Origin of the sequence: Streptococcus sp. oral taxon 071 str. 73H25AP (genome assembly GCF_000146755.1) — a bacterium.
In the GTDB taxonomy this organism is placed as follows: domain Bacteria; phylum Bacillota; class Bacilli; order Lactobacillales; family Streptococcaceae; genus Streptococcus; species Streptococcus oralis_T.
This window is the reverse complement of the sequence record NZ_GL397254.1, coordinates 1,317,103-1,338,065: the sequence shown is the minus strand read 5'-3', so window position 1 is coordinate 1,338,065 and position 20,963 is coordinate 1,317,103. Positions and strand designations below refer to the sequence as shown.

General features: G+C 41.5%; 15 protein-coding genes. 12 read left to right on the top strand and 3 right to left on the bottom strand.

Annotation, left to right across the window (positions count from 1 at the left end):
- Positions 1–8: 8 nt before the first annotated feature.
- From HMPREF9189_RS08810 to HMPREF9189_RS08785, 6 genes are all read left to right on the top strand, one after another.
- On the top strand, positions 9–749 hold the full coding sequence (locus HMPREF9189_RS08810; protein WP_000401531.1) for a Stp1/IreP family PP2C-type Ser/Thr phosphatase: 741 nt from the start codon (positions 9–11) through the stop codon (positions 747–749).
- The gene (gene pknB, locus HMPREF9189_RS08805) at positions 746–2,626 is read left to right on the top strand and encodes a Stk1 family PASTA domain-containing Ser/Thr kinase (protein ID WP_000614518.1); all 1,881 of its coding nucleotides are present in this window, start codon (positions 746–748) and stop codon (positions 2,624–2,626) included. Before HMPREF9189_RS08810 ends, pknB begins: the two co-directional genes overlap by 4 nt.
- Positions 2,627–2,711: 85 nt before the next feature.
- The gene (locus HMPREF9189_RS08800) at positions 2,712–3,470 is read left to right on the top strand and encodes a threonine/serine exporter family protein (RefSeq protein WP_000344546.1); all 759 of its coding nucleotides are present in this window, start codon (positions 2,712–2,714) and stop codon (positions 3,468–3,470) included.
- A gap of 1 nt (position 3,471) precedes the next feature.
- Positions 3,472–3,927 carry a threonine/serine exporter family protein gene (locus HMPREF9189_RS08795; protein ID WP_000176910.1) on the top strand — a complete coding sequence of 152 codons (456 nt, stop codon included), beginning with the start codon at positions 3,472–3,474 and terminating at the stop codon, positions 3,925–3,927.
- A gap of 118 nt (positions 3,928–4,045) precedes the next feature.
- Entirely contained in the window at positions 4,046–5,218 is a 1,173-nt protein-coding gene (locus tag HMPREF9189_RS08790; protein ID WP_025168525.1) for a hydroxymethylglutaryl-CoA synthase, read from the top strand.
- Complete coding sequence (locus HMPREF9189_RS08785; protein ID WP_000831269.1) at positions 5,218–6,492, top strand: hydroxymethylglutaryl-CoA reductase, degradative; 1,275 nt, start codon at positions 5,218–5,220, stop codon at positions 6,490–6,492. The genes HMPREF9189_RS08790 and HMPREF9189_RS08785 overlap by 1 nt, the downstream gene beginning before the upstream one ends.
- Before the next feature lie 34 nt (positions 6,493–6,526).
- On the opposite strand, the gene HMPREF9189_RS08780 is transcribed toward HMPREF9189_RS08785, so the two are convergent.
- A complete protein-coding gene (locus HMPREF9189_RS08780; protein ID WP_000225982.1) occupies positions 6,527–7,492 on the bottom strand; it encodes a LacI family DNA-binding transcriptional regulator in 966 nt (321 codons plus the stop codon).
- Positions 7,473–8,927, bottom strand: coding sequence for a sucrose-6-phosphate hydrolase (locus HMPREF9189_RS08775; RefSeq protein WP_000455330.1), 1,455 nt, complete (start codon positions 8,925–8,927; stop codon positions 7,473–7,475). The genes HMPREF9189_RS08780 and HMPREF9189_RS08775 overlap by 20 nt, the downstream gene beginning before the upstream one ends.
- A 376-nt stretch (positions 8,928–9,303) precedes the next feature.
- Between HMPREF9189_RS08775 and HMPREF9189_RS08770 the strand changes: the two genes are divergently transcribed.
- Both HMPREF9189_RS08770 and scrK read left to right on the top strand, forming a co-directional pair.
- Positions 9,304–11,241 (top strand): sucrose-specific PTS transporter subunit IIBC, encoded by a 1,938-nt coding sequence (locus HMPREF9189_RS08770; RefSeq protein WP_000386626.1) that lies wholly within the window; start codon positions 9,304–9,306, stop codon positions 11,239–11,241.
- A gap of 148 nt (positions 11,242–11,389) precedes the next feature.
- Complete coding sequence (gene scrK, locus HMPREF9189_RS08765; RefSeq protein WP_000164291.1) at positions 11,390–12,277, top strand: fructokinase ScrK; 888 nt, start codon at positions 11,390–11,392, stop codon at positions 12,275–12,277.
- A gap of 322 nt (positions 12,278–12,599) precedes the next feature.
- On the opposite strand, the gene HMPREF9189_RS08760 is transcribed toward scrK, so the two are convergent.
- The gene (locus tag HMPREF9189_RS08760) at positions 12,600–13,217 is read right to left on the bottom strand and encodes a TVP38/TMEM64 family protein (RefSeq protein WP_000076172.1); all 618 of its coding nucleotides are present in this window, start codon (positions 13,215–13,217) and stop codon (positions 12,600–12,602) included.
- 232 nt (positions 13,218–13,449) lie between these two features.
- Here HMPREF9189_RS08760 and HMPREF9189_RS08755 point away from each other — a divergent pair, with 232 nt between their 5' ends.
- The 4 genes from HMPREF9189_RS08755 to HMPREF9189_RS08740 all read left to right on the top strand — a co-directional run bounded on the left by HMPREF9189_RS08755 (position 13,450) and on the right by HMPREF9189_RS08740 (position 20,864).
- Entirely contained in the window at positions 13,450–16,512 is a 3,063-nt protein-coding gene (locus HMPREF9189_RS08755; RefSeq protein ID WP_001129120.1) for a type I restriction endonuclease, read from the top strand.
- A complete protein-coding gene (locus tag HMPREF9189_RS08750; protein WP_001006416.1) occupies positions 16,512–18,116 on the top strand; it encodes a class I SAM-dependent DNA methyltransferase in 1,605 nt (534 codons plus the stop codon). Before HMPREF9189_RS08755 ends, HMPREF9189_RS08750 begins: the two co-directional genes overlap by 1 nt.
- Complete coding sequence (locus HMPREF9189_RS08745) at positions 18,109–19,335, top strand: restriction endonuclease subunit S (protein WP_000005891.1); 1,227 nt, start codon at positions 18,109–18,111, stop codon at positions 19,333–19,335. The genes HMPREF9189_RS08750 and HMPREF9189_RS08745 overlap by 8 nt, the downstream gene beginning before the upstream one ends.
- A 116-nt stretch (positions 19,336–19,451) precedes the next feature.
- A complete protein-coding gene (locus HMPREF9189_RS08740) occupies positions 19,452–20,864 on the top strand; it encodes a hypothetical protein (RefSeq protein ID WP_001175898.1) in 1,413 nt (470 codons plus the stop codon).
- Positions 20,865–20,963 lie beyond the last annotated feature (99 nt).

The following is a 20,963-nucleotide window of genomic DNA, read 5'->3' as shown; positions in this document are numbered from 1 at the left end:
CTGACACAATGGAAATAGCATTATTAACAGATGTTGGTCAGAAACGGACAAATAATCAGGACTATGTCAATCACTTTGTCAACCGAGCAGGACGCACTATGATCATCTTGGCTGACGGGATGGGAGGCCACCGTGCAGGAAATATCGCTAGTGAGATGGCGGTAACAGACCTCGGTGTAGCTTGGGTAGACACCCAAATTAACTCAGTCAATGAAGTTCGTGAGTGGTTTGCCCACTACCTGGAGATTGAAAATCAAAAGATTCATCAACTAGGTCAGGACGAAGCCTACAGAGGCATGGGAACAACGCTAGAAGCTGTTGCGTTTATTGACAATCAAGCCATCTATGCTCACATTGGAGATTCTCGTATCGGTTTGATTCGTGGAGAAGAATACCACCAGTTGACGAGTGACCATTCCTTGGTCAACGAATTGCTCAAGGCTGGTCAATTGACTCCAGAAGAAGCAGAAACTCACCCTCAAAAGAATATTATCACACAGTCTATCGGACAAAAAGATGAAATCCAGCCAGATTTTGGGATGATTACACTGGAGTTAGGAGATTATCTCTTGCTCAATAGTGATGGTTTGACCAATATGATTTCGGCAAGCGAAATTTATGATATTGTAACCAGTGATATTTCCCTAGCAGACAAGGCGGCAACCCTCATTCGTTTTGCTAACAATGCAGGAGGTTTAGACAACATTACGGTTGCCCTTGTTTACATGAACGAGGAGGCGGCAGAATGATCCAAATCGGCAAGATTTTTGCCGGGCGGTATCGGATTGTCAAGCAGATTGGTCGAGGAGGCATGGCAGATGTTTACTTGGCTAAGGATTTGATCCTAGATGGGGAAGAGGTGGCAGTTAAGGTCCTGAGGACCAACTACCAGACGGACCCGATTGCTGTGGCACGTTTCCAGCGGGAAGCGAGGGCTATGGCGGATCTGGACCATCCTCATATCGTCCGGATAACAGATATCGGTGAGGAAGATGGCCAACAGTACCTAGCTATGGAATACGTAGCAGGACTTGACCTCAAGCGTTATATCAAAGAACACTATCCTCTTTCAAATGAAGAGGCGGTTCGGATTATGGGACAGATTCTTTTGGCTATGCGTTTAGCTCATGCTAGAGGAATTGTTCACCGAGATTTGAAACCTCAAAATATCCTCTTGACACCAGATGGAACTGCTAAAGTTACTGACTTTGGGATTGCAGTGGCCTTTGCAGAGACGAGTCTGACCCAGACCAACTCGATGCTGGGTTCGGTTCATTATTTGTCACCTGAGCAAGCGCGTGGTTCTAAAGCGACTTTCCAGAGCGATATCTATGCGATGGGGATTATCTTCTATGAGATGCTGACGGGACATATCCCTTATGATGGAGATAGCGCGGTTACGATTGCCCTCCAGCATTTCCAGAAGCCACTTCCGTCCGTCATTGCTGAAAACCCATCTGTCCCTCAGGCTTTGGAAAATGTTGTCATCAAGGCAACTGCTAAGAAATTGTCTGATCGCTATCAGTCTGTTTCAGAAATGTATATGGACTTGTCAACTAGCTTGTCTTATAATCGTCGGAATGAACCGAAACTGGTCTTTGACGATGCGAGTAAGGCGGATACGAAGACTTTACCTAAAGTCCCACAAAGTACATTGACCTCGATTCCAAAAGCTCCGGCGCAGGAAGAACGTCCTCAGTCAAAGAAATTAACCCCAGAGCAAGCACCTACGCAAAAGCCAACTAAAAAGCGGAAGTTTAAGGCTCGCTATATGATTCTTTTAGCTAGTCTTCTATTAGTTGCAGCCTCTTTGGTCTGGATTTTATCTAGAACACCAGCAACGATTGCTATTCCTGATGTGGCTGGACAAACTGTTGCAGAGGCAAAAGAAGCTCTTAAAAAATCCAAGTTTGAAGCCGGTGAAGAAAAGTCAGAAGCTAGTGATACAGTAGCAGAAGGACGTGTTATTCGAACGGATCCAGAAGCTGGGAGCAGCCGAAAAGAAGGAACCAAAGTTAATTTGATCGTTTCTTCTGGTAAGCAATCCTTCCAATTGAGCAATTATGTTGGACGCAAGTATACGGATGTCGTAGCTGAACTCAAGGAGAAGAAGGTTCCTGAGAATCTAATCAAGATGGAAGAGGAAGAATCCAGCGAAAGCGAACCTGGAACCATTCTCAGACAAAGTCCTGCGGCAGGTACGACTTATGATCTTTCAAAAGCCAGCACAATTACTTTAACGGTTGCTAAGAAAGTAACAAGTGTTTCTATGCCAAGTTATATTGGTTCAAGTCTCGAATTTACAAAGAATAATTTGACTCAGATTGTCGGTGTAAAAGAGGCCAATATTGAGGTTGTCGAGGTTTCGACTGCTCCTGAAGGGACAGCAGAAGGTACAGTTGTAGATCAAACACCAAAAGCGGGTGAACAGGTTGACCTTGCTAGCACGCGTATCAAACTTTCCATCTACAAACCGAAAACACCACCATCAACTTCATCTTCTAGTTCTGCACAACGTGGGAACCAAGGTTCTTCTACAACTCCAAATCAGGGGAACCAACAAGGAAACACTCCTTCAACTAGTCAATCAAATAGTGAAGGAACCCGTGAAAGTTCTCGAGATTAAACGAATCTTTGTCATGATTTCATGACAAAGATTTTTTTTCATTGATTTTTGTGATAAAATATAGGAAGCAGAAAAGGAGGAGAAAATGGACGAATCGAGAGAGTTGAATGCCGTCATTGATGTGATTATGCTAGCTGGAACCATTCTCTTAAAAAGCGGTTCGGAGATTTATCGGGTGGAGGACACCATGATCCGTATCGCTCATTCACAGGGAATAGTGGATTGCAACGTTCTTGCCATGCCAGCAGCTATTTTCTTTTCTATTGAGAATACCAATATTTCTCGTATGAAACGAGTAACTTCTTCCTCCTACAACATCGAAAAAGTCTGCGATGTGAACCAAGTATCACGGGAGCTTGTCGGAGGGCAGATTGATCTCTCTACGGCTTTTGAAAGGCTAAAGGAAATCAGAAATCAAGCTCTTCCTTATACCAAGTTCCAAGTGACTATTGCAGCAACTCTCAGTGCCCCTTTTTTCTCGATTATGTTCGGGGGGAATACCTATGATGCTTTTGGTGCAGCCATTGCGACTTTACTTGGTTTTGCTTTTTCTCTCTATGTAGAGAAGTTTGTCCGCATTCCTTTTGTAACCGCCTTTGCGGGTGCCTTTGTTTTTGGATTGATTGCCCAGTTCTGGGCCCGCTATACAGGATTTCCTTCGACGGCAGACTTGATCATAGCGGGAGCCGTCATGCCTTTTGTTCCAGGGATTGCTCTGACAAATGCAGTTCGGGATATCATGACCAACCATATCAACTCTGGTATGAGCAAGATGTTTGAATCCTTGCTCATTACCCTCGCTTTAGGGGCCGGCACCTCCGTCGCCCTGGTTTTGATGACATAAGATGACTCTAACAAGTATTTTACTCCAAGCAGTGGCGAGTTTACTCGCCATTATCACCTTTCTAATCGTACTAAATGTTCAGCGTTCCATGCTCCTACCTGGTGGTGTTCTGGGAATGGGTGTCTGGCTCCTCTACCTCGTGCTCAAAGAACCAACCAATGTTATTGTTGCGACCTTTATTGCGGCAGTGGTTGGTTCTTGTATCAGCCAGATTCTAAGTATTGTCTATAAGACGCCAGCAGTGGTCTTTGTCTTGGCCATTCTTGCCCCCTTGGTGCCCGGTTATCTATCCTATCGAACGACAGCCTTCTTTGTGACAGGCGATTACAGTCATGCCCTTACCAGTGCAACACTAGTAGTTATGTTGGCCCTGGTCATTTCTATCGGGATGGCAAGTGGAACAGTGATTCTGAAACTTTATTACTATATCCGAAAACAGCGAGGCATATCCTCCTAATGCTGTCAAAGCAAAGACTTGATTTGTTGAATCAAGTCTTTTTTCTCTCATTTGTTCCTATTTGTGATAAAATAGAATAGAACGATTTTTTACAATGAATGAAAAAACAGAGGTAAATATGACAATCGGTATTGATAAGATTGGTTTTGCGACCAGTCAATATGTCTTGAAATTACAAGACCTAGCAGAAACAAGAGGAGTTGATCCTGATAAATATAGTAAGGGTCTCTTGTTAAACGAAATTAGCATTGCACCATTTACTGAGGATGTTGTCACCTTAGCTGCCAGTGCAAGCAACTCTATCCTCACAGATAAAGAAAAAGAAGAAATCGATATGGTCATCGTGGCGACCGAGTCAGGAATTGACCAGAGTAAGGCGGCGGCGGTCTTTGTTCACGGTCTATTAGGTATCCAGCCGTTCGCTCGCAGTTTTGAAATCAAAGAAGCTTGTTACGGAGCAACAGCTGCCCTCCATTATGCCAAGTTGCATGTGGAAAATTCTCCAAAGTCCAAGGTCTTGGTCATCGCCAGCGATATTGCCAAGTATGGTGTAGCGACTCCAGGTGAACCAACTCAGGGAGCTGGGAGTGTGGCGATGTTGATTACGCAAAATCCGCGTACCATGGCCTTTAACAATGATAATGTTGCCCAAACGCGTGATATTATGGATTTCTGGCGTCCGAACTATTCAACCACTCCTTATGTAAACGGTTTGTACTCAACCCAGCAATATCTTGACAGTCTTACGACGACTTGGGATGAATACAAGAAACGTTATGATTGGACTATGGATGACTTTGCGGCTATCTGCTTCCACTTACCTTACCCTAAGTTGGCCCTAAAAGGCTTGCGCAAGATGATGGATAAGACTTTGTCTCAGGAAAAAAAGGATAGTCTGCAAGAAAACTTTGATAAGTCCATTCTCTACAGTCAGATGATTGGGAATATCTACACAGGTTCCCTCTTCCTTGGGCTTCTCTCCCTTTTGGAAAATGCAGAAAATTTGAAGGCTGGAGATAAAATTGTCCTCTACAGTTACGGAAGTGGAGCGGTTTCAGAGTTCTTTAGTGGAGAACTGGTAGAAGGTTATGAAACTTACCTTGATAAGGATCGCTTGAGCAAACTCAAGCAACGTACAGCATTGTCTGTTGCAGACTATGAAAAAGTCTTCTTCGAAGAGGTAGAGTTGGATGAATCTGGTTCAGCCCAGTTTGCAGGCTATGAACATCAAGACTATGCCTTGGTTGAAATTCTCGACCACCAACGTCGTTATAGCAAGGTTGAAAAATAATGAAGAGAAGTTGGAATGGATTTTCTAAAAAGTCATACCATGAGCGTCTTGAGTTACTGAAAGCTCAGGCGCTCCTTAGTCCTGAAAAGCAAACCAGTCTGGAGCAGGATGAACAAATCAGCTTGGCGGTTGCAGATCAGCTGAGTGAGAATGTAGTGGGAACTTTTTCTCTGCCTTATTCTATCATTCCAGAGCTTTTGGTGAACGGTCAGGACTACACAGTTCCCTATGTGACAGAAGAACCCTCAGTGGTTGCTGCGGCCAGCTATGCAAGTAAAATCATCAAGCGAGCAGGTGGCTTTACTGCTCAAGTACATGAGCGCCAGATGATTGGTCAGGTAGCCCTTTATCAAGTTGCTAATCCAGATCTAGCGCAAGAGAAGATTGCCAGCAAGAAGGCGGAGCTCTTAGAACTTGCCAATCAAGCCTATCCCTCCATCGTCAAACGTGGTGGTGGGGCGCGTGATTTGCATGTAGAGCAGATCAAAGGTGAAACAGAATTTCTCGTTGTTTATCTCCATGTCGATACTCAGGAAGCCATGGGAGCCAATATGCTTAACACCATGCTGGAAGCCTTGAAACCAGTCTTAGAAGAACTCAGTCAGGGACAGAGTCTTATGGGAATTTTGTCCAACTACGCGACCGATTCTCTGGTGACTGCAAGCTGTCGTATCGCCTTTCGCTACTTGAGTCCCCAAAGGGACCAAGGACGAGAAATTGCGGAGAAAATAGCTTTGGCTAGCCAGTTTGCACAGGCTGATCCCTACCGAGCAGCTACTCACAATAAAGGGATTTTTAATGGTATTGATGCCATTTTGATTGCCACTGGTAATGACTGGCGTGCCATCGAAGCTGGGGCCCATGCCTTTGCCAGTCGAGATGGACGCTATCAAGGTCTTAGTCAATGGACACTGGACATGGAAAGAGAAGAATTGGTCGGTGAGATGACCCTACCCATGCCGGTAGCGACCAAGGGTGGCTCAATCGGTCTCAACCCGCGTGTAGCCCTCAGTCATGAACTACTGGGAAATCCTTCTGCCAAAGAATTAGCTCAGATTATCGTATCCATCGGTCTCGCCCAAAACTTTGCGGCCCTCAAAGCCTTGGTAAGTACGGGCATCCAGCAAGGCCACATGAAATTGCAGGCCAAATCCCTAGCTCTCCTAGCAGGTGCTAGTGAGTCCGAAGTTGCTCCTCTCGTTGAGCGCCTCATCGCAGATAAAACCTTTAACTTAGAGACAGCCCAGCGTTATCTCGAAAACTTAAGATCATAAAAAACTCAGACGAATTCGTCTGAGTTTTTTGTACTTAAATACTTTTTCCTGGTAATAGGGTGACTGGTAAGAAGTAACCAGTTGTCGCAACTTCCTTGCCTTCAATCTTCTGCAAGAGGAGATCGACAGTGAGGTGGGCAATCTCTTTCATAGGTTGCTTAATCGTTGTCAAATGAGGATAGTAGTTCTCGATAAAGTAGGTCCCATCATAGCCTATGACCTTGAGCTCTTCAGGAACAGAAATTCCCAGCTCCTGAGCGATTTTGATCACCAGAATAGCTGTCAAATCATCCGAAGCAAAAATCGCATCTGGTTTCTGATGGGTCAAGATATTCTTGATTTCCATTTCTTTTCTGACGGGAGAAAAGTCACTGGAAACATTGATAATAGGAGCTTTTGGGAGAACAGAGGCAAAACCAGCATGGCGCAGCCCAGTTGGTGAATTAGAGTTGTCATTTCCTGTAATCATGATGATAGACTTGGCTCCTGTCTTGACCAGAGTTTGGGCTGCGAGGACTCCGCCACCGTAGTTATCAGAGGAGACGACAGGGATGTCTGGTGATAGATTTCGGTCAAAGGAAATAATCGGTGCCGTCACACGATTGTAGTCTTCGATTCCCAAGTTGTGACTTCCAGAAATGATACCATCGACCTGATTGGCCTCCAGCATTTCAATGTACTCCCGTTCTTTTTCAGAGTCATGCTCGCTGTTACAGATGATGGTCTTGTACCCATTTTTGAAGAGTTGGTGTTCCAACTTGTCAATCAACTCCGCATAAAAGATATGACTGATGTTTGGGAAAATAAGTCCAATCAACTTGGCAGATTTTCCTTGGAGGCTTCGAGCCAGATTGTTAGGCTTGTAGCCTAGCTCTCGCATGGCTTCATTGACCTTTTGAATGGTTTTCTCAGATAGATAACCCTTTTTATTGATGACCCGTGAGACGGTAGTGGGGCTGACGCCTGCAAGTTTTGCGACATCAGTTAGTTTTGCGACCATAATCTAATTCATAGTAAGTTCCAGTTGGGTTTCCAGACTTGATGAGGATCCCATTTTGGTCCGCATGTGGGAAGACACGACCAGAAAATACTTTTTCTCCTTTATTGATGAAAATTTCAAAGACTGACTTGTCGATGAAGATAGTAGCAGTAGTAGCCTGATTATCGATAGGGCAAGAACGAGTCGTCCCAAATTCTTGGGCATACTGTTCTCCAGACTGGCTACGATCCACTGTCACTTGACCATTTTCAAGGTCAAAGTTGATTGAAAGTCCCTTGCCTTCTTTATCAGCAAGTAAGACAATCTCGCTCTGACTATTGGCTTCTAAGTTTAGTTCGATTTCGTAGGTGTTATTGGTTTGAGTACGATTCGAGAAGACTTCTTCAGAAGCACGGAGGTCCTTGATAGCTGCGACTGGATATTGGTAGAGTTTGCCGTCTTTGATGGTCAGTTCCTTAACCAGTGAGAGGGCACCTTGATAATCAAATCGATCAGATGGGTAGGCTATATCTGGTAAACCAAGCCAACTTACTGCTAGTGCACGTCCGTCAGGAGCATTGAAGGCTTGAGTTGCATAGGCCTCGAAACCATAGTCTAGATTATGAAGTTGAGACACATCTACCATTTTAGCATTTTCAGGATCAAAGGAAGCCCCAATTTTGTACATATTTGGAAAGATATTATCGTAGTCTAGAACTTTTTTATCCAATCCTTGTGGACAGTAGAGAAGGACAGGTTGCTCGCTTACAAAGACCAGATTTGGGCATTCCATCATGTAGGCAGTGCGATCGTTAGCGAAGTCAAGGTCGCCAACTGCTTGCCAGTTTGTGTAGTCGTTGTCCACAGCCTTGTAGAGACGGACGAAGCCTTTTTTCTCCAAATCCTGTCCACCGACGATAGCATAGTATTGACCTTTGAAGTTAAAAATTTGTGGGTCGCGGAAGTGGTCAGTAGAGTCAGATGGTTGGCCAATCAAGATTTTGTCAATTTTCGTAATCTTACCATCTTTATCCATCAAAGCACCAATCTGGTATGGGTGACGAATCCAGTTTTCATCACGGACATTTCCTGTATAAAATAGGAACAAGTTATCGCCAAACTGCATGGCAGAACCAGAGTAGGCACCGTGACTATCCAATGGAGTATCTGGCAAAATTTTGACTCCAGTTTCTGTGAAGTGCACTAAATCATCACTTTCTAGCTGTGCCCAAGATTTCAAACCGTGTGCTGCACCAAAAGGAAAATTCTGGTAAAAGAGGACCCACTTGCCATCAAAGTAAGAAAAGCCATTTGGGTCGTTGAGAAGTCCTGTTTTTGGCTCAACATGGTAATGAGTATGCCATGGAGATTGTGCCATCTTTTCCTTTATATGTTGAATTTCTTCTTGCGTCCAATCTTCATAGGGTCTATAACGACGCTCAGTTGTCCATTCCATTTTATCTTTCCTCCATAAGTTCTATTCTATTATTAATAGTAAACGTTTTCGGCAAAAAAAGCAAGTCTTTTATGTTAAAAAAAAGAAAAATATGCCAAACGATTACTAGAAATCAAACAAAGGGAATCTGGTAAATTTTCACGAAAAAATGAAAGAAAATGTAAATAAAAGCCTTGATTCCTCAAATATAAAGATATTTTTTTGAGGAAAAAGAAAATTTCCTCAAAAACGAGCAAAAATAATCAGAGAAAAAATAAAGGAAATAAAAAGTTCTGCAAAACGCTTGACATATTTTAGAAACGTGATAAAATAATAGTCGTAGGGCGAATAAAATCGCTTTCAAATAAGAACAAAATTTTATAAGGAGATTTTTGCTATGGATTATAGTAAAGTTGCTGCCGAGGTCATTGAGGCTGTCGGCAAAGAGAATCTTGTAGCTGCAGCACATTGTGCGACCCGCCTTCGTCTGGTATTAAAAGATGAAACAAAAGTAAACCAAGCAGCTTTAGATAACAATGCTGATGTTAAAGGTACATTTAGCACAAACGGACAATACCAAATTATTATTGGTCCCGGAGACGTTAACTTTGTATATGCAGAAATCATCAAAAAAACAGGTTTGAAAGAAGCTTCCACAGATGATTTAAAAGAGATTGTGAATAGAGACAAAAAATTTAATCCATTGATGGATTTGATTAAGCTTTTGTCAGATATCTTCGTTCCAATCATTCCTGCATTGGTTGCGGGTGGTCTTTTGATGGCATTACGTAACTTCTTGACATCACCAGACTTATTTGGACCTCAATCGATTGAAGATATGTACCCTGCTATCAAAGGGATTTCAGCGATGATTCAATTGATGTCTGCTGCTCCATTTATGTTCTTACCTGTTTTAGTAGGGATTTCAGCGGCTAAACGCTTTGGGGCAAACCAATTTCTTGGTGCGGCTATCGGTATGATTATGACCACACCAGATTTGGGTGGTAAAGAAGCTTTTTGGGATATTTTAGGTTACCATGTTACACAAACAAACTATGCTTATCAAGTAATCCCAGTCCTTGTAGCTGTCTGGTTGTTGGCAACTTTAGAAAAATTCTTCCACAAGAAATTGCCTTCTGCGGTTGACTTCACCTTTACTCCGCTTTTATCAGTTATGATTACAGGATTCCTAACTTTTACAGTTATTGGTCCTGTGATGTTGGTGGTTTCTGATGCGATTACTAATGTTATTGTATGGCTATACAATACTACAGGTGCATTTGGTATGGGGCTCTTTGGTGGAACATACTCATTGATTGTTATGACGGGGCTTCACCAATCATTCCCTGCTATTGAAACTCAGTTATTATCGGCATACAATAATAACGGTACTGGATTTGGTGACTACATCTTTGTTGTTGCTTCAATGGCAAACGTGGCGCAAGGTGCAGCCACTCTCGCAATCTACTTCTTGACTAAAAATGCTAAAACTAAAGGATTGTCAAGTTCTGCGGCTGTCTCTGCTTTCCTTGGGATTACTGAGCCTGCCCTATTTGGGGTGAACTTGAAATATAAATTCCCATTCTTCTGTGCTCTTGCTGGTTCAGCAGTTGGTGCCTTTGTGGCAGGTTTGACTCATGTCATTGCAGTTTCTTTGGGAGCGGCTGGATTTATCGGATTCCTATCTATTAAAGCAGGTTCAATCCCTATGTATGTAGTTGCAGAAGTGATTTCATTTGTTGCAGCCTTTGCTTTAACTTATTTCTATGGTAAAACAAAAGCGGCAGGTGTCTTTGCTGATGAGGCTGCAGTAGCAACTGCAGAAATAGTTACTGAAACTACAGTAGAAGCACCAGTAGTGGAAGAGTTTGATACTCTTCAAAATGAAACAATCCAAACTCCTATCGTTGGTGACGTAGTTGCTCTTGAGAATGTTAATGACCCAGTATTTTCAAGTGGTGCAATGGGACAAGGAATCGCTGTAAAACCAAGCCAAGGCGTGGTTTACGCCCCAGCTGATGCCGAAGTATCGATCGCCTTTGCTACAGGTCATGCCTACGGTTTGAAGACAGCCAATGGAGCTGAAATCTTGATTCACGTTGGTATCGATACTGTATCTATGAATGGTGAAGGTTTTGAAGCAAAAGTTGCTCAAGGAGACAAGGTCAAAGCAGGTGACGTTCTTGGAACCTTTGACTCAAACAAAATCGCTGCCGCAGGTCTTGACGACACAACAATGGTTATCGTAACCAACACAGCAGACTACGCTTCTGTGACACCAGTTGCAACTGGTTCAGTTGTCAAGGGTGATGCCGTTATTGAAGTGAAAATCTAATCAATCCTCTCTAAAGTAGAAACGAACAAATGATATGTTTGTTCGTTTTTATTAGATGGTAAGATATACAGAGGAAAATCTAAAATATAGAGAAATTTAGGTTTTCAAAATGTGCTATAATAGAGAAAACAAAGATAAGAGGTTTATCATGACAAAATTATATGGAAGCTTAGAAGCGGGCGGTACAAAGTTTGTCTGTGCTGTCGGAGATGAAAATTTTAACGTTGTAGAAAAAACACAGTTTCCTACAACAACTCCTATCGAGACTATCGATAAAACCATCGAATTCTTTTCAAAATTCGATAATCTTGCAGGTCTTGCTGTCGGTTCATTTGGTCCGATCGATATCGACAAAAACTCAAAAACTTATGGCTTTATCACAACAACTCCGAAACCTCACTGGGCAAATGTAGACTTGCTTGGTGCCCTTCGTCGCGCCCTAAATGTACCCATGTATTTCACCACAGACGTAAACAGCTCTGCCTACGGTGAAGTAGTTGCCCGTAACAATGCTGGTGGCCGTATCGAGAACTTGGTCTACTACACTATCGGTACAGGAATCGGTGCAGGTGTCATCCAACGTGGTGAGTTTATCGGTGGTGTCGGTCACCCTGAAATGGGTCACTACTATGTAGCCAAACACCCAATGGATATTGAAAAAGAATTTAATGGCGTTTGTCCATTCCACAAAGGCTGTTTGGAAGGCTTTGCGGCTGGTCCAAGTCTCGAAGCCCGTACAGGTGTTCGTGGTGAAAATATTGAACTCAACAGTTCTGTCTGGGACGTCCAAGCCTACTATATCGCTCAAGCTGCGGTCAATGCTACAGTAACTTTCCGTCCAGATGTGATCGTCTTTGGTGGTGGGGTTATGGCCCAACAACACATGCTGGACCGTGTACGTGAGAAATTCACAGCTCTTCTCAACGGCTACCTACCAGTACCAGACGTTCGTGACTACATCGTGACTCCAGCAGTCGCAGGCAATGGTTCCGCTACACTCGGAAACTTTGTTCTTGCTAAGAGTGTCGCAAAATAAAACAAAGAAAAAATCCGTTTGGTTGCCCAAGCGGATTTTTTGTTTGAAGACAATTTTTTTGAGCCTTTCCTTAAGTGATTACTGACGGTAACGACTTTCTTCGAAATTCCATACCTAAACTTTGAGCCTAATGTCTCAAAGTTCCCGAACACCTGAAACCATTAGATTTCAGGTGTTTTTATCACGGCGGAAAGGCTAGGTAAGTCCTCGCTTCACTATCGAAAAGAGGCATGATTTCCATACCAAACTATATTTAGTATCAAGCTATAGTCTATCCATGCTCTAAAAATCCGCTTGGGCAACCAAACGGATTTTTCTATTCTCAAAACATCTGCCAGAAGAAATCAATAATATAGGTCAAACCATAAGTGTAAACCACTAGGGTAAAGGGCTTGGTCAAAATGATAATAATCATATAGCGCTTGAAGGTCATCTTGGTGAGGGCAGCCAGCATACACAGAAAGTCAGCTGGGCTAACTGGCCAAATCATCATAAAGATAAAGAAACGATCGAAGCGATTGCCCTTATCTAGCCAACCGATGTATTTGTCATAGGTGCGCTTGCTGACGACGGACTGGACAAAGGCGGCTCCGTAGAGGCGCACGAGGTAAAAGATAATGGCACAGCCAATCACGATGCCGATATAGTTATAGATGGTTCCGATGATGTGGCCGTAAATAAAGACCCCAGCCACTGAGGTCAAAGCTCCCGGAATGATCGGAACAACGGTTTGTAGAATCTGTAAAAAGATAAAGAGTGGTGGCCCCCAAATTCCAGCTTGCTGGATAAAGGCTGATAGGGTTTCCTTGGACTGTAACACTCCTGCCTGATAGGCCCAAATACAGAAAATCAAGGTGCCGACTCCCCCGACGATAGATGAGATATTGATGACTTGCTGTAGAAGGGGAGAAACAGCTTTCATTTGCTTATCCTGTGACATGTAAACTCCTCATAGATAGTATGATTCTACTATACCATATTTTGGGAAGAAAAACTATTTAGATTATTGGGGTGAAGTTTGGTGAGCATAAGGTTTTTTGAAGGGAATATGATATAATAATGAGGATAGTGAACCTGTAAGAAAAGGGTAAATAGGGACATAGCACAGTTGGAACAGCTAAAGTAAAATTGATAACAAAATAGCCTGTTCTAACAACAAAGGAAGGTTTTTTATGGCAAAAAGAAAAGATTTTTCTGAATTAACGAGAGTCCAGATCCCAGCGGCCTTGCATCTCATGCGCCTGGGTTATACTTATCTGCCTCGAAACAGCAAAGAAATGATAGAAAGAGACCCAGATACCAATATTCTCGTATCTATTTTTAGGGAGCAATTTTTTAAATTTAACAACTACTTGACAGAGGATGATTTTGAGAGAGAACTGGCTAATATCAAGTTGGAACTAGACCAAAATGATCTGGGACGTTCTTTCTTTAAACGATTACAAGGTCAGGAAAATACCGTATATATTGATTGGGAACACCCAGAAGCAAACACCTTCCATCTGGCACTGGAAGTAACCTGTCAAAATGGTCAGGATGAGTTCCGTCCAGATATTGTCATCTTTATCAATGGCCTGCCCCTTTCTTATATCGAAGTTAAACAGCCAAATGCGATCCGAGATGGTAAGACAGGCATTCAGTCAGAGCAGAACAGAACCAGATACCGATTTGAAAACCGTAAATTCCGTCGTTTTAACAACATTACCCAGCTCATTGCCCTTTCTGATAACTTGTCCTACATCAGCGGACAGGGGCAACAGAAGCAAGGTTCTTACTATAGTTCAAATGCCTATTCAAAAACAAAATTTAATGCTTTCAAGGAGGAAAGAGAAGAAGATTTCCTTCATTCCCTTGCCATGCTATCCGAGGACCAAATCGACTTTGTCCTAGAAGATATGAAGCGCTTTGCCCTCAAGTCTCAGCCAGAGTTTACAACAAACCTAAACCCTGATACACCTTGCAATGCCTTTCTGTCTTCTTTGTACCAGAAGGAACGTCTGCTCTTTATGCTTCGTTTTGGTCTGGTCTATGTCGAAGAAGAAAGCAAGGACGGGCAGATGCAATTGCAAAAGCACGTCATGCGCTATCCTCAGTATTTTGCAACACGTGCTATCGAAGAAACAATTGCAAAAGGTGTCAAGAAAGGGGTTATCTGGCATACACAAGGTTCAGGTAAGACTGCCTTGGCATATTTCAATATCCGCTATTTAACTCATTATTTTTCAAAACAAGGGATTGTACCTCAGTTTTACTTTGTCGTGGACCGTTTAGACCTAGCTGACCAGGCCTTTAAGGAATTCACCAAACGAGGACTCAAGGTTAAGCGCATCAATAACCCACAAGAACTGAATCAAAAACAAGACGGCTATGACGTAGCTGTGGTTAATATCCAGAAGTTTAAGGATGATTCAGACCTGACTGACCGCTCGGGCTATGACCTCAATCGTCAAAATATCTACTTTATTGATGAAGCCCACCGTTCATACAATGAACGAGGCTCCTACCTGCCAAATCTCTATCAGGCAGATACCAAGGCAATTAAGATTGCCCTGACAGGAACGCCTCTCATCACCTATAAGAAAGATGGCAAGACCAAGGAAAGTCATGCGACGACTCGTGATATTTTTGGAGACTACATCCATAAATACTACTACAACCAGTCTATCGATGACGGCTTTACCCTACGTCTGATGCGAGAGGATATCGAGACTTCTTATAAAGATAATCTCAGATCCATCAACGAAGAAATCCAGCGTGGCGACCTGTCCAAGGAAGATATCTTTGCTCATCCTCATTATGTAGAGCCCATGCTTGATTTTATCATTGAAGATTTTAATCGAGCGCGTGATTTGGTCTTTGATGACCAGAGCATCGGGGGCATGATTGTCTGTGACTCGTCCAAGCAGGCTCGTGAGCTTGAAAAACAATTAGAAGAAAGACGTCAAGCAGGCTTAACCAAGTTGACCTCCGCTCTTATCCTCCATGATGAGGGAGACAAGGAAGAGAAGAAGGACAAGGTAGATGCCTATAAGGAAGGTAAGATTGACCTGATCATCGTATACTCTATGCTCCTGACAGGTTTTGATGCCCCTCGTCTCAAGCGCCTCTATCTAGGGCGTAAGATCAAGGCTCACAATCTCCTTCAGACCTTGACTCGTGTCAATCGTCCTTACAAGGACTATATCTTTGGTTATGTTATTGACTTTGCAGACATCTCAAAGGAGTTCGACAAGACCAACCGCGCCTATCTAGAGGAGTTAAATCAAGAATACGACATTACTCTAACTGGAGAAAATGGGGAAGATGTCTTTGGTTCTCTATTTGTGCCAGCGGATGAGATTGCCCAAGAGTTAAGCAAGACCGAAAAGATTCTCATCGATTATCCGACAGGAAATCTGGAATACTTTTCTCAAGTTATCAATGATATTAAGGATAGAAAGGAGTTAAATGACCTTCGTAAAGCCCTAGAGTCTATCAAGCAGTACTACAATGTCGCTCGTTTACTAGGCTATGAACATCTGCTCCAACAGATTGATATCGTTCAGATAGCAACCTTGCTCAATATCCTCTCCAGGCGCTTGCTAACCTTGTCCTTGATTGACAAACCAGATGAGTTTTCAAGCAGAACCCTTCTAAACTTGGCTATGTCTGAAACTAGCTTTAGCTTTGTCAAGATTGCAGAAGAAGAACTTCGTCTAGCAGCCAATGACCTGGAAGATTTGAAACGTCGAGTGGCAAGTGGAATTAAAAAACAACGTGATGAAAAGGATCCTGAGTGGGTCTCTCTCTACGAAGAATTTCAACGCATCATGAAGAAACACCTCATCCATGGCCAAGAAGGCTTTACCATGGATAATATCAAAGAAACCCAAAAAGACTATGAAGAACTCTTTAAGTCCGTGGAGGAATATCATACTCGTATGAGACGCTTAACTATGAACTTTAACGGAGATGATATGGCGGCTCGTTCCTACAAGCATGTGACCAACTCAACAATGGTAAGCGAGTTTCCTGCTATTTATCATGTCATCAAGGGTTCTAAAGTCAGACTAGACCGTAAAATCGGTCAAAATCAAGGAGTACTCGATAACGAGGACTTTCTCAAGAAAATGATTCGAGAAGAAGCTCGGATTGAAATGAAAACTAACGAATCTGCAAGTAGTTTGACAAGAGAGGATTTTAATTATATCGTCGAGTCACTATTTGAAGGATATGAAGAGGAATACCAACACTAATGAATGAAACATACAAAGTCCAAGTCCAAGGCTTGGTAGATGATTTGAAAGCTGTATTCACCCACGCGGGACTAGGAGGAGAAGCGGGTGAGTACAAACTCCTCACCCAGTCCTTCCTCTACAAGTTTTTAAACGACAAGTTTTTGTATCAAGCCAAGGTCCTAGATGAGTCCAACACTTATGAAAACTTGTTGGCTATGAATGAGGAAGACTATGACTGGCTCTTGGAGGATATCGGTACCAGCACCGCTTGGCTCAAGTCAGACCAGTTGATCGAAACCCTCCACCGTCAGCAAAATGAGCCGACTTTTTACGAAACTTTTGAAAATACCCTCAACCAGATAGCCATTGACAATAACGATATCTTCTCTGTTCACACAGACGGGGATACGGCCATTCGTCTCTTTGACGAGCGTTTGATTACGGATACCATCTCAGATAGCAGTAAACGCAACGAGGTCGCAAAGGCTATCATCAATCTCCTAGCCCGTGTCAAGTTTGACGAGGATATCTTTTCACAAGGCTTTGACTTTTTCTCGACTCTCTTTGAGTATATGATCAAGGACTACAACAAAGACGGTGGTGGCAAGTATGCTGAGTACTACACACCTCACTCAGTCGCTAAGATTATCGCGGATATCTTGGTGGGACATGACCAGCCGTCAAATGTGCGCATCTATGATCCGTCAGCTGGTTCGGGCACCTTGCTGATGAACCTGGCTAGTCGTATCGGCGTGGACAAGACTACTGTCTATAGTCAGGACATCTCGCAAAAGTCCTCCAATCTCCTCCGTCTCAATCTGATCTTGAATGGACTACAGCACTCCATTCATAATATCGTACAGGGAAATACCATTATAGCTAATCGCCATCCTGAAAAGATGGACTATATCGTGTCCAACCCTCCTTTCAAGTTGGACTTTTCAGAGTGGCGTGACCGAGTGGAGATCTTGCCGGAAGCCAGTGAGCGTTTCTTTGCAGGTGTGCCAAAGGTTCCTGCCAAGTCCAAGGACAAGATGGCGATTTATGAGCTCTTTGTCCAACATATCATCTATTCCTTGAAACCAGACGGTCAAGCAGCCGTTGTCTTGCCGACAGGCTTTATCACAGCCCAGTCAGGGATTGACAAGACTATCCGTCAACACTTGGTGGATAATCAAATGCTGGCAGGTGTTGTCTCTATGCCGTCCAATATCTTTGCGACGACAGGTACCAACGTTTCTATCCTCTTTATCGATAAGAAAAACAAGGGTGATGTCGTCCTCATCGATGCCTCAAACCTCGGAACCAAGGTCAAGGAAGGCAAAAACCAAAAGACCGTGCTCTCTCCTGAAGAAGAGCAGAAGATTGTCGAGACTTTTATCAAGAAAGAAGCCGTCGAGGACTTTTCTGTCACTGTCTCTTATGAGGATATCAAGGAGAAAAACTACTCTCTAAGTGCAGGCCAATACTTTGACATCAAGATCGACTATGTAGATATCACAGCAGAAGAGTTTGACGCCAAGATGACCGCCTTTCAAAACAAACTCTCAGACCTCTTCCAGCAATCACATGCCTTGGAGCAGGAGATTGAAGAGCAGATGAAGGGGATTAAGTATGAGTGAATGGATTAAAGCTGAAGAATACTGTATTTCAGTATTTGATGGTACACATGATACCCCTAAAGTTACTGAATCTGGATATAAATTAGTAACGTCTAAAAATATCCTATCAAATACTTTGGATTTAAATTCTGCATATTTCATTTCGGAAGAAGATTTTGTGAATATCAACAAAAGAAGCAAAGTTAAACAATATGATATTTTATTCAGTATGATAGGTACTGTAGGTTCTTTGTATTTTGAAACATCTGATACCATTGATTACGCAATAAAAAATATTGGAGTTTTTTCTTGTTGTGACAAGGAAAAAGCTGAGTGGCTTTATTATTATTTACAGTCAAGCTATGCTCGGAAATATATAAAGAGGTATTTGAATGGAGCGGTACAAAAGTTTCTACCTTTAAGAGGGTTACGAGAGTTTCCTGTTCCTCAATTTAATAAAGAATTACATAATAGGATAAAAATTTTATTAAATATTGACCAAAAAATCCAAACCAACAACCAAATCAACCAAGAGTTGGAAGCAATGGCCAAGACCCTTTATGACTACTGGTTTGTGCAGTTTGATTTCCCAGACCAGAATGGCAAACCCTACAAATCATCAGGCGGGAAGATGGTCTATCACCCAGAACTCAAACGCGAAATCCCAGAAGGGTGGGGAGTGGATTCTTTATGGAATATAGCGAATTTTTATAATGGTCTTGCTATGCAAAAATATAGACCAGATACAAATGAGGATGATTACCTTCCAGTTATTAAAATTCGAGAAATGATGAACAGCTTCTCAAAGGATACAGAAAAAGCGAGATTAGATATTCCCACAGAAGCAGTTGTAGAGAGAGGAGATATATTATTTTCTTGGTCTGCAACATTAGAGGTTATAATCTGGGGGAAAGAAAGAGGAGCTTTAAATCAACATATTTTTAAAGTTACTTCGGATACTTATCCAAAAACCTTTATCTACTTTGAATTGAAAAGCTATTTGAAGGTGTTTAAATCTATTGCTGAGTTGAGAAAAACAACTATGGGACATATTACTCAGGACCATTTAAAGCAAGCTAAGATTGTAGTTCCACCTATTGAACTTATTTCTAAAATAGATGTCCAACTACAACACATAATGTCACAGCAACAGATTTTAGAAAACCAAAACCAAGAACTCACCCAACTTCGCGACTGGCTCTTGCCAATGCTGATGAATGGACAGGTGAAGGTGGAGTAGGGAGATATTATAAATAAACTACTTTTAGTGTGACAGAATTTTTAACTAAAGGAATTAATACGAGATATAAATTTCAAAACACGTGATTATATTGTTTAGAGGAAAGGATATATAATATGCAACTGTTTTCTACAATATTAAATATTCAAAATCTGCTAACTCATGAAAAATTTGTTGATTTGATTATTAGATGGAATCAAGGAAGTCCTCATCCAAATAATAAAATTGAGAATATTGAATGGGACGGAAGCTATAATGTGAAATTTGTTCATAATAATCTTAAACTTGAAATTGAAGAATATCGAAATGAAAATATTATAGCCGCTCGGTTTGAGAAATTAGAAGACGGTGTGATTTGGGATTCTGATTATATTATGAATTTCAATGACATGAAAATGGTGGTTCGTCTAGAGCGAAGTTTTACAGAAGATGCAAAAGAAATTCGTTCTCAATTTGCGACACCTCACTTTTTAAAAATGCTTATTGAAGAAGGATTTGTTGTCCCAGATAATGGATTAGAAGTTAGTTTCATTTCAACAAACATCAATGAAAAAAATGTTAAATTATTAGCTCAAATAATCAATTCAGAAATTAATTTTGCTTTACCAGTTGTCTATGTTTCTAAAACATATGATAATAAGGATCCTCTTGACGTTGATAGATTAGCCAGGTATCTAAGAGGAGTTGCTCATGTATTGGTTCAGGAGAGTAACGATACAAGTAGCATGATACGTCAGATGTGTAATGATAAGAATCCATATTATGGAGCAATTGGAATATATTATCCTACGACCACATATCATAAAAATAGATTCCTGTATAAACCCTTTATGGATCCTGAATATGTATTAAAAACTATCACGAGGACTGTCATCGACTATACAACTTCTCAAGAACACGGGGATTTATATACATGGGAAGGTGTTAGACGAGCATTATTACGTGATAGACTTCATAGTCAATATCAAAAAAGAACGAGTGCTGAGAGAGGTGTTAAGGAAATTGAGGAACTTTTAGAGAGTGTAGATAATGAAATTACTGAGTTACAGAAGGAGAATGAAGAATTAAATCAAAAGATTAGAAATCTCCAATCTGAGAATAATGTTTATAAAAGTACTTTTAATAAGAGCAAAAATAATCCTGTATTAGATTACGGAAATGAGGAAGATTATTATCCAAATGAAATTAAGGAGTTTGTTTTAGAAGAACTGTCTAAATCTCTTGTTGGTATTCAAAGGGATACTAGAAGATATCATATTATTTCAGATGTAATTGAGAAAAATAAGTATACAGGTATACTACGAGATAAGAAAGAAAAGATTAAACAATTGCTGAAGAATTATAGTGGATTAAATCCTAAATTAGAGCAAAACTTAAAAGAATTAGGTTTTACTGTGATTGCGGAGAAGGATCATTATAAACTAATTTATAAAGATGATGCTCGTTATACTTTTACAATGGCAAAAACTCCAAGTGATAATCATGCAGGAGCCAATAATGCTTCAGTAATTAATACAAATGTTTTTTAAGAAATTCTTATAGAAAATTAAATATGATATCTCCAGCCAAATCAACCTTTGGCTGGCTTTTATTTTTTATTTATGCTATAATTAAATTACCTTTTAGGT

Bases quoted from the DNA above. Each gene is read 5' to 3' on its own strand.
- HMPREF9189_RS08785 (WP_000831269.1), top strand. From the start codon at position 5,218: ATGAAGAGAAGTTGGAATGGATTTTCTAAAAAGTCATACCATGAGCGT.
- HMPREF9189_RS08755 (WP_001129120.1), top strand. From the start codon at position 13,450: ATGGCAAAAAGAAAAGATTTTTCTGAATTAACGAGAGTCCAGATCCCA.
- HMPREF9189_RS08800 (WP_000344546.1), top strand. From the start codon at position 2,712: ATGGACGAATCGAGAGAGTTGAATGCCGTCATTGATGTGATTATGCTA.
- HMPREF9189_RS08795 (WP_000176910.1), top strand. From the start codon at position 3,472: ATGACTCTAACAAGTATTTTACTCCAAGCAGTGGCGAGTTTACTCGCC.
- HMPREF9189_RS08790 (WP_025168525.1), top strand. From the start codon at position 4,046: ATGACAATCGGTATTGATAAGATTGGTTTTGCGACCAGTCAATATGTC.
- HMPREF9189_RS08770 (WP_000386626.1), top strand. From the start codon at position 9,304: ATGGATTATAGTAAAGTTGCTGCCGAGGTCATTGAGGCTGTCGGCAAA.
- scrK (WP_000164291.1), top strand. From the start codon at position 11,390: ATGACAAAATTATATGGAAGCTTAGAAGCGGGCGGTACAAAGTTTGTC.
- pknB (WP_000614518.1), top strand. From the start codon at position 746: ATGATCCAAATCGGCAAGATTTTTGCCGGGCGGTATCGGATTGTCAAG.
- HMPREF9189_RS08740 (WP_001175898.1), top strand. From the start codon at position 19,452: ATGCAACTGTTTTCTACAATATTAAATATTCAAAATCTGCTAACTCAT.
- HMPREF9189_RS08810 (WP_000401531.1), top strand. From the start codon at position 9: ATGGAAATAGCATTATTAACAGATGTTGGTCAGAAACGGACAAATAAT.
- HMPREF9189_RS08780 (WP_000225982.1), bottom strand. From the start codon at position 7,492: ATGGTCGCAAAACTAACTGATGTCGCAAAACTTGCAGGCGTCAGCCCC.
- HMPREF9189_RS08760 (WP_000076172.1), bottom strand. From the start codon at position 13,217: ATGTCACAGGATAAGCAAATGAAAGCTGTTTCTCCCCTTCTACAGCAA.
- HMPREF9189_RS08775 (WP_000455330.1), bottom strand. From the start codon at position 8,927: ATGGAATGGACAACTGAGCGTCGTTATAGACCCTATGAAGATTGGACG.
- HMPREF9189_RS08750 (WP_001006416.1), top strand. From the start codon at position 16,512: ATGAATGAAACATACAAAGTCCAAGTCCAAGGCTTGGTAGATGATTTG.
- HMPREF9189_RS08745 (WP_000005891.1), top strand. From the start codon at position 18,109: ATGAGTGAATGGATTAAAGCTGAAGAATACTGTATTTCAGTATTTGAT.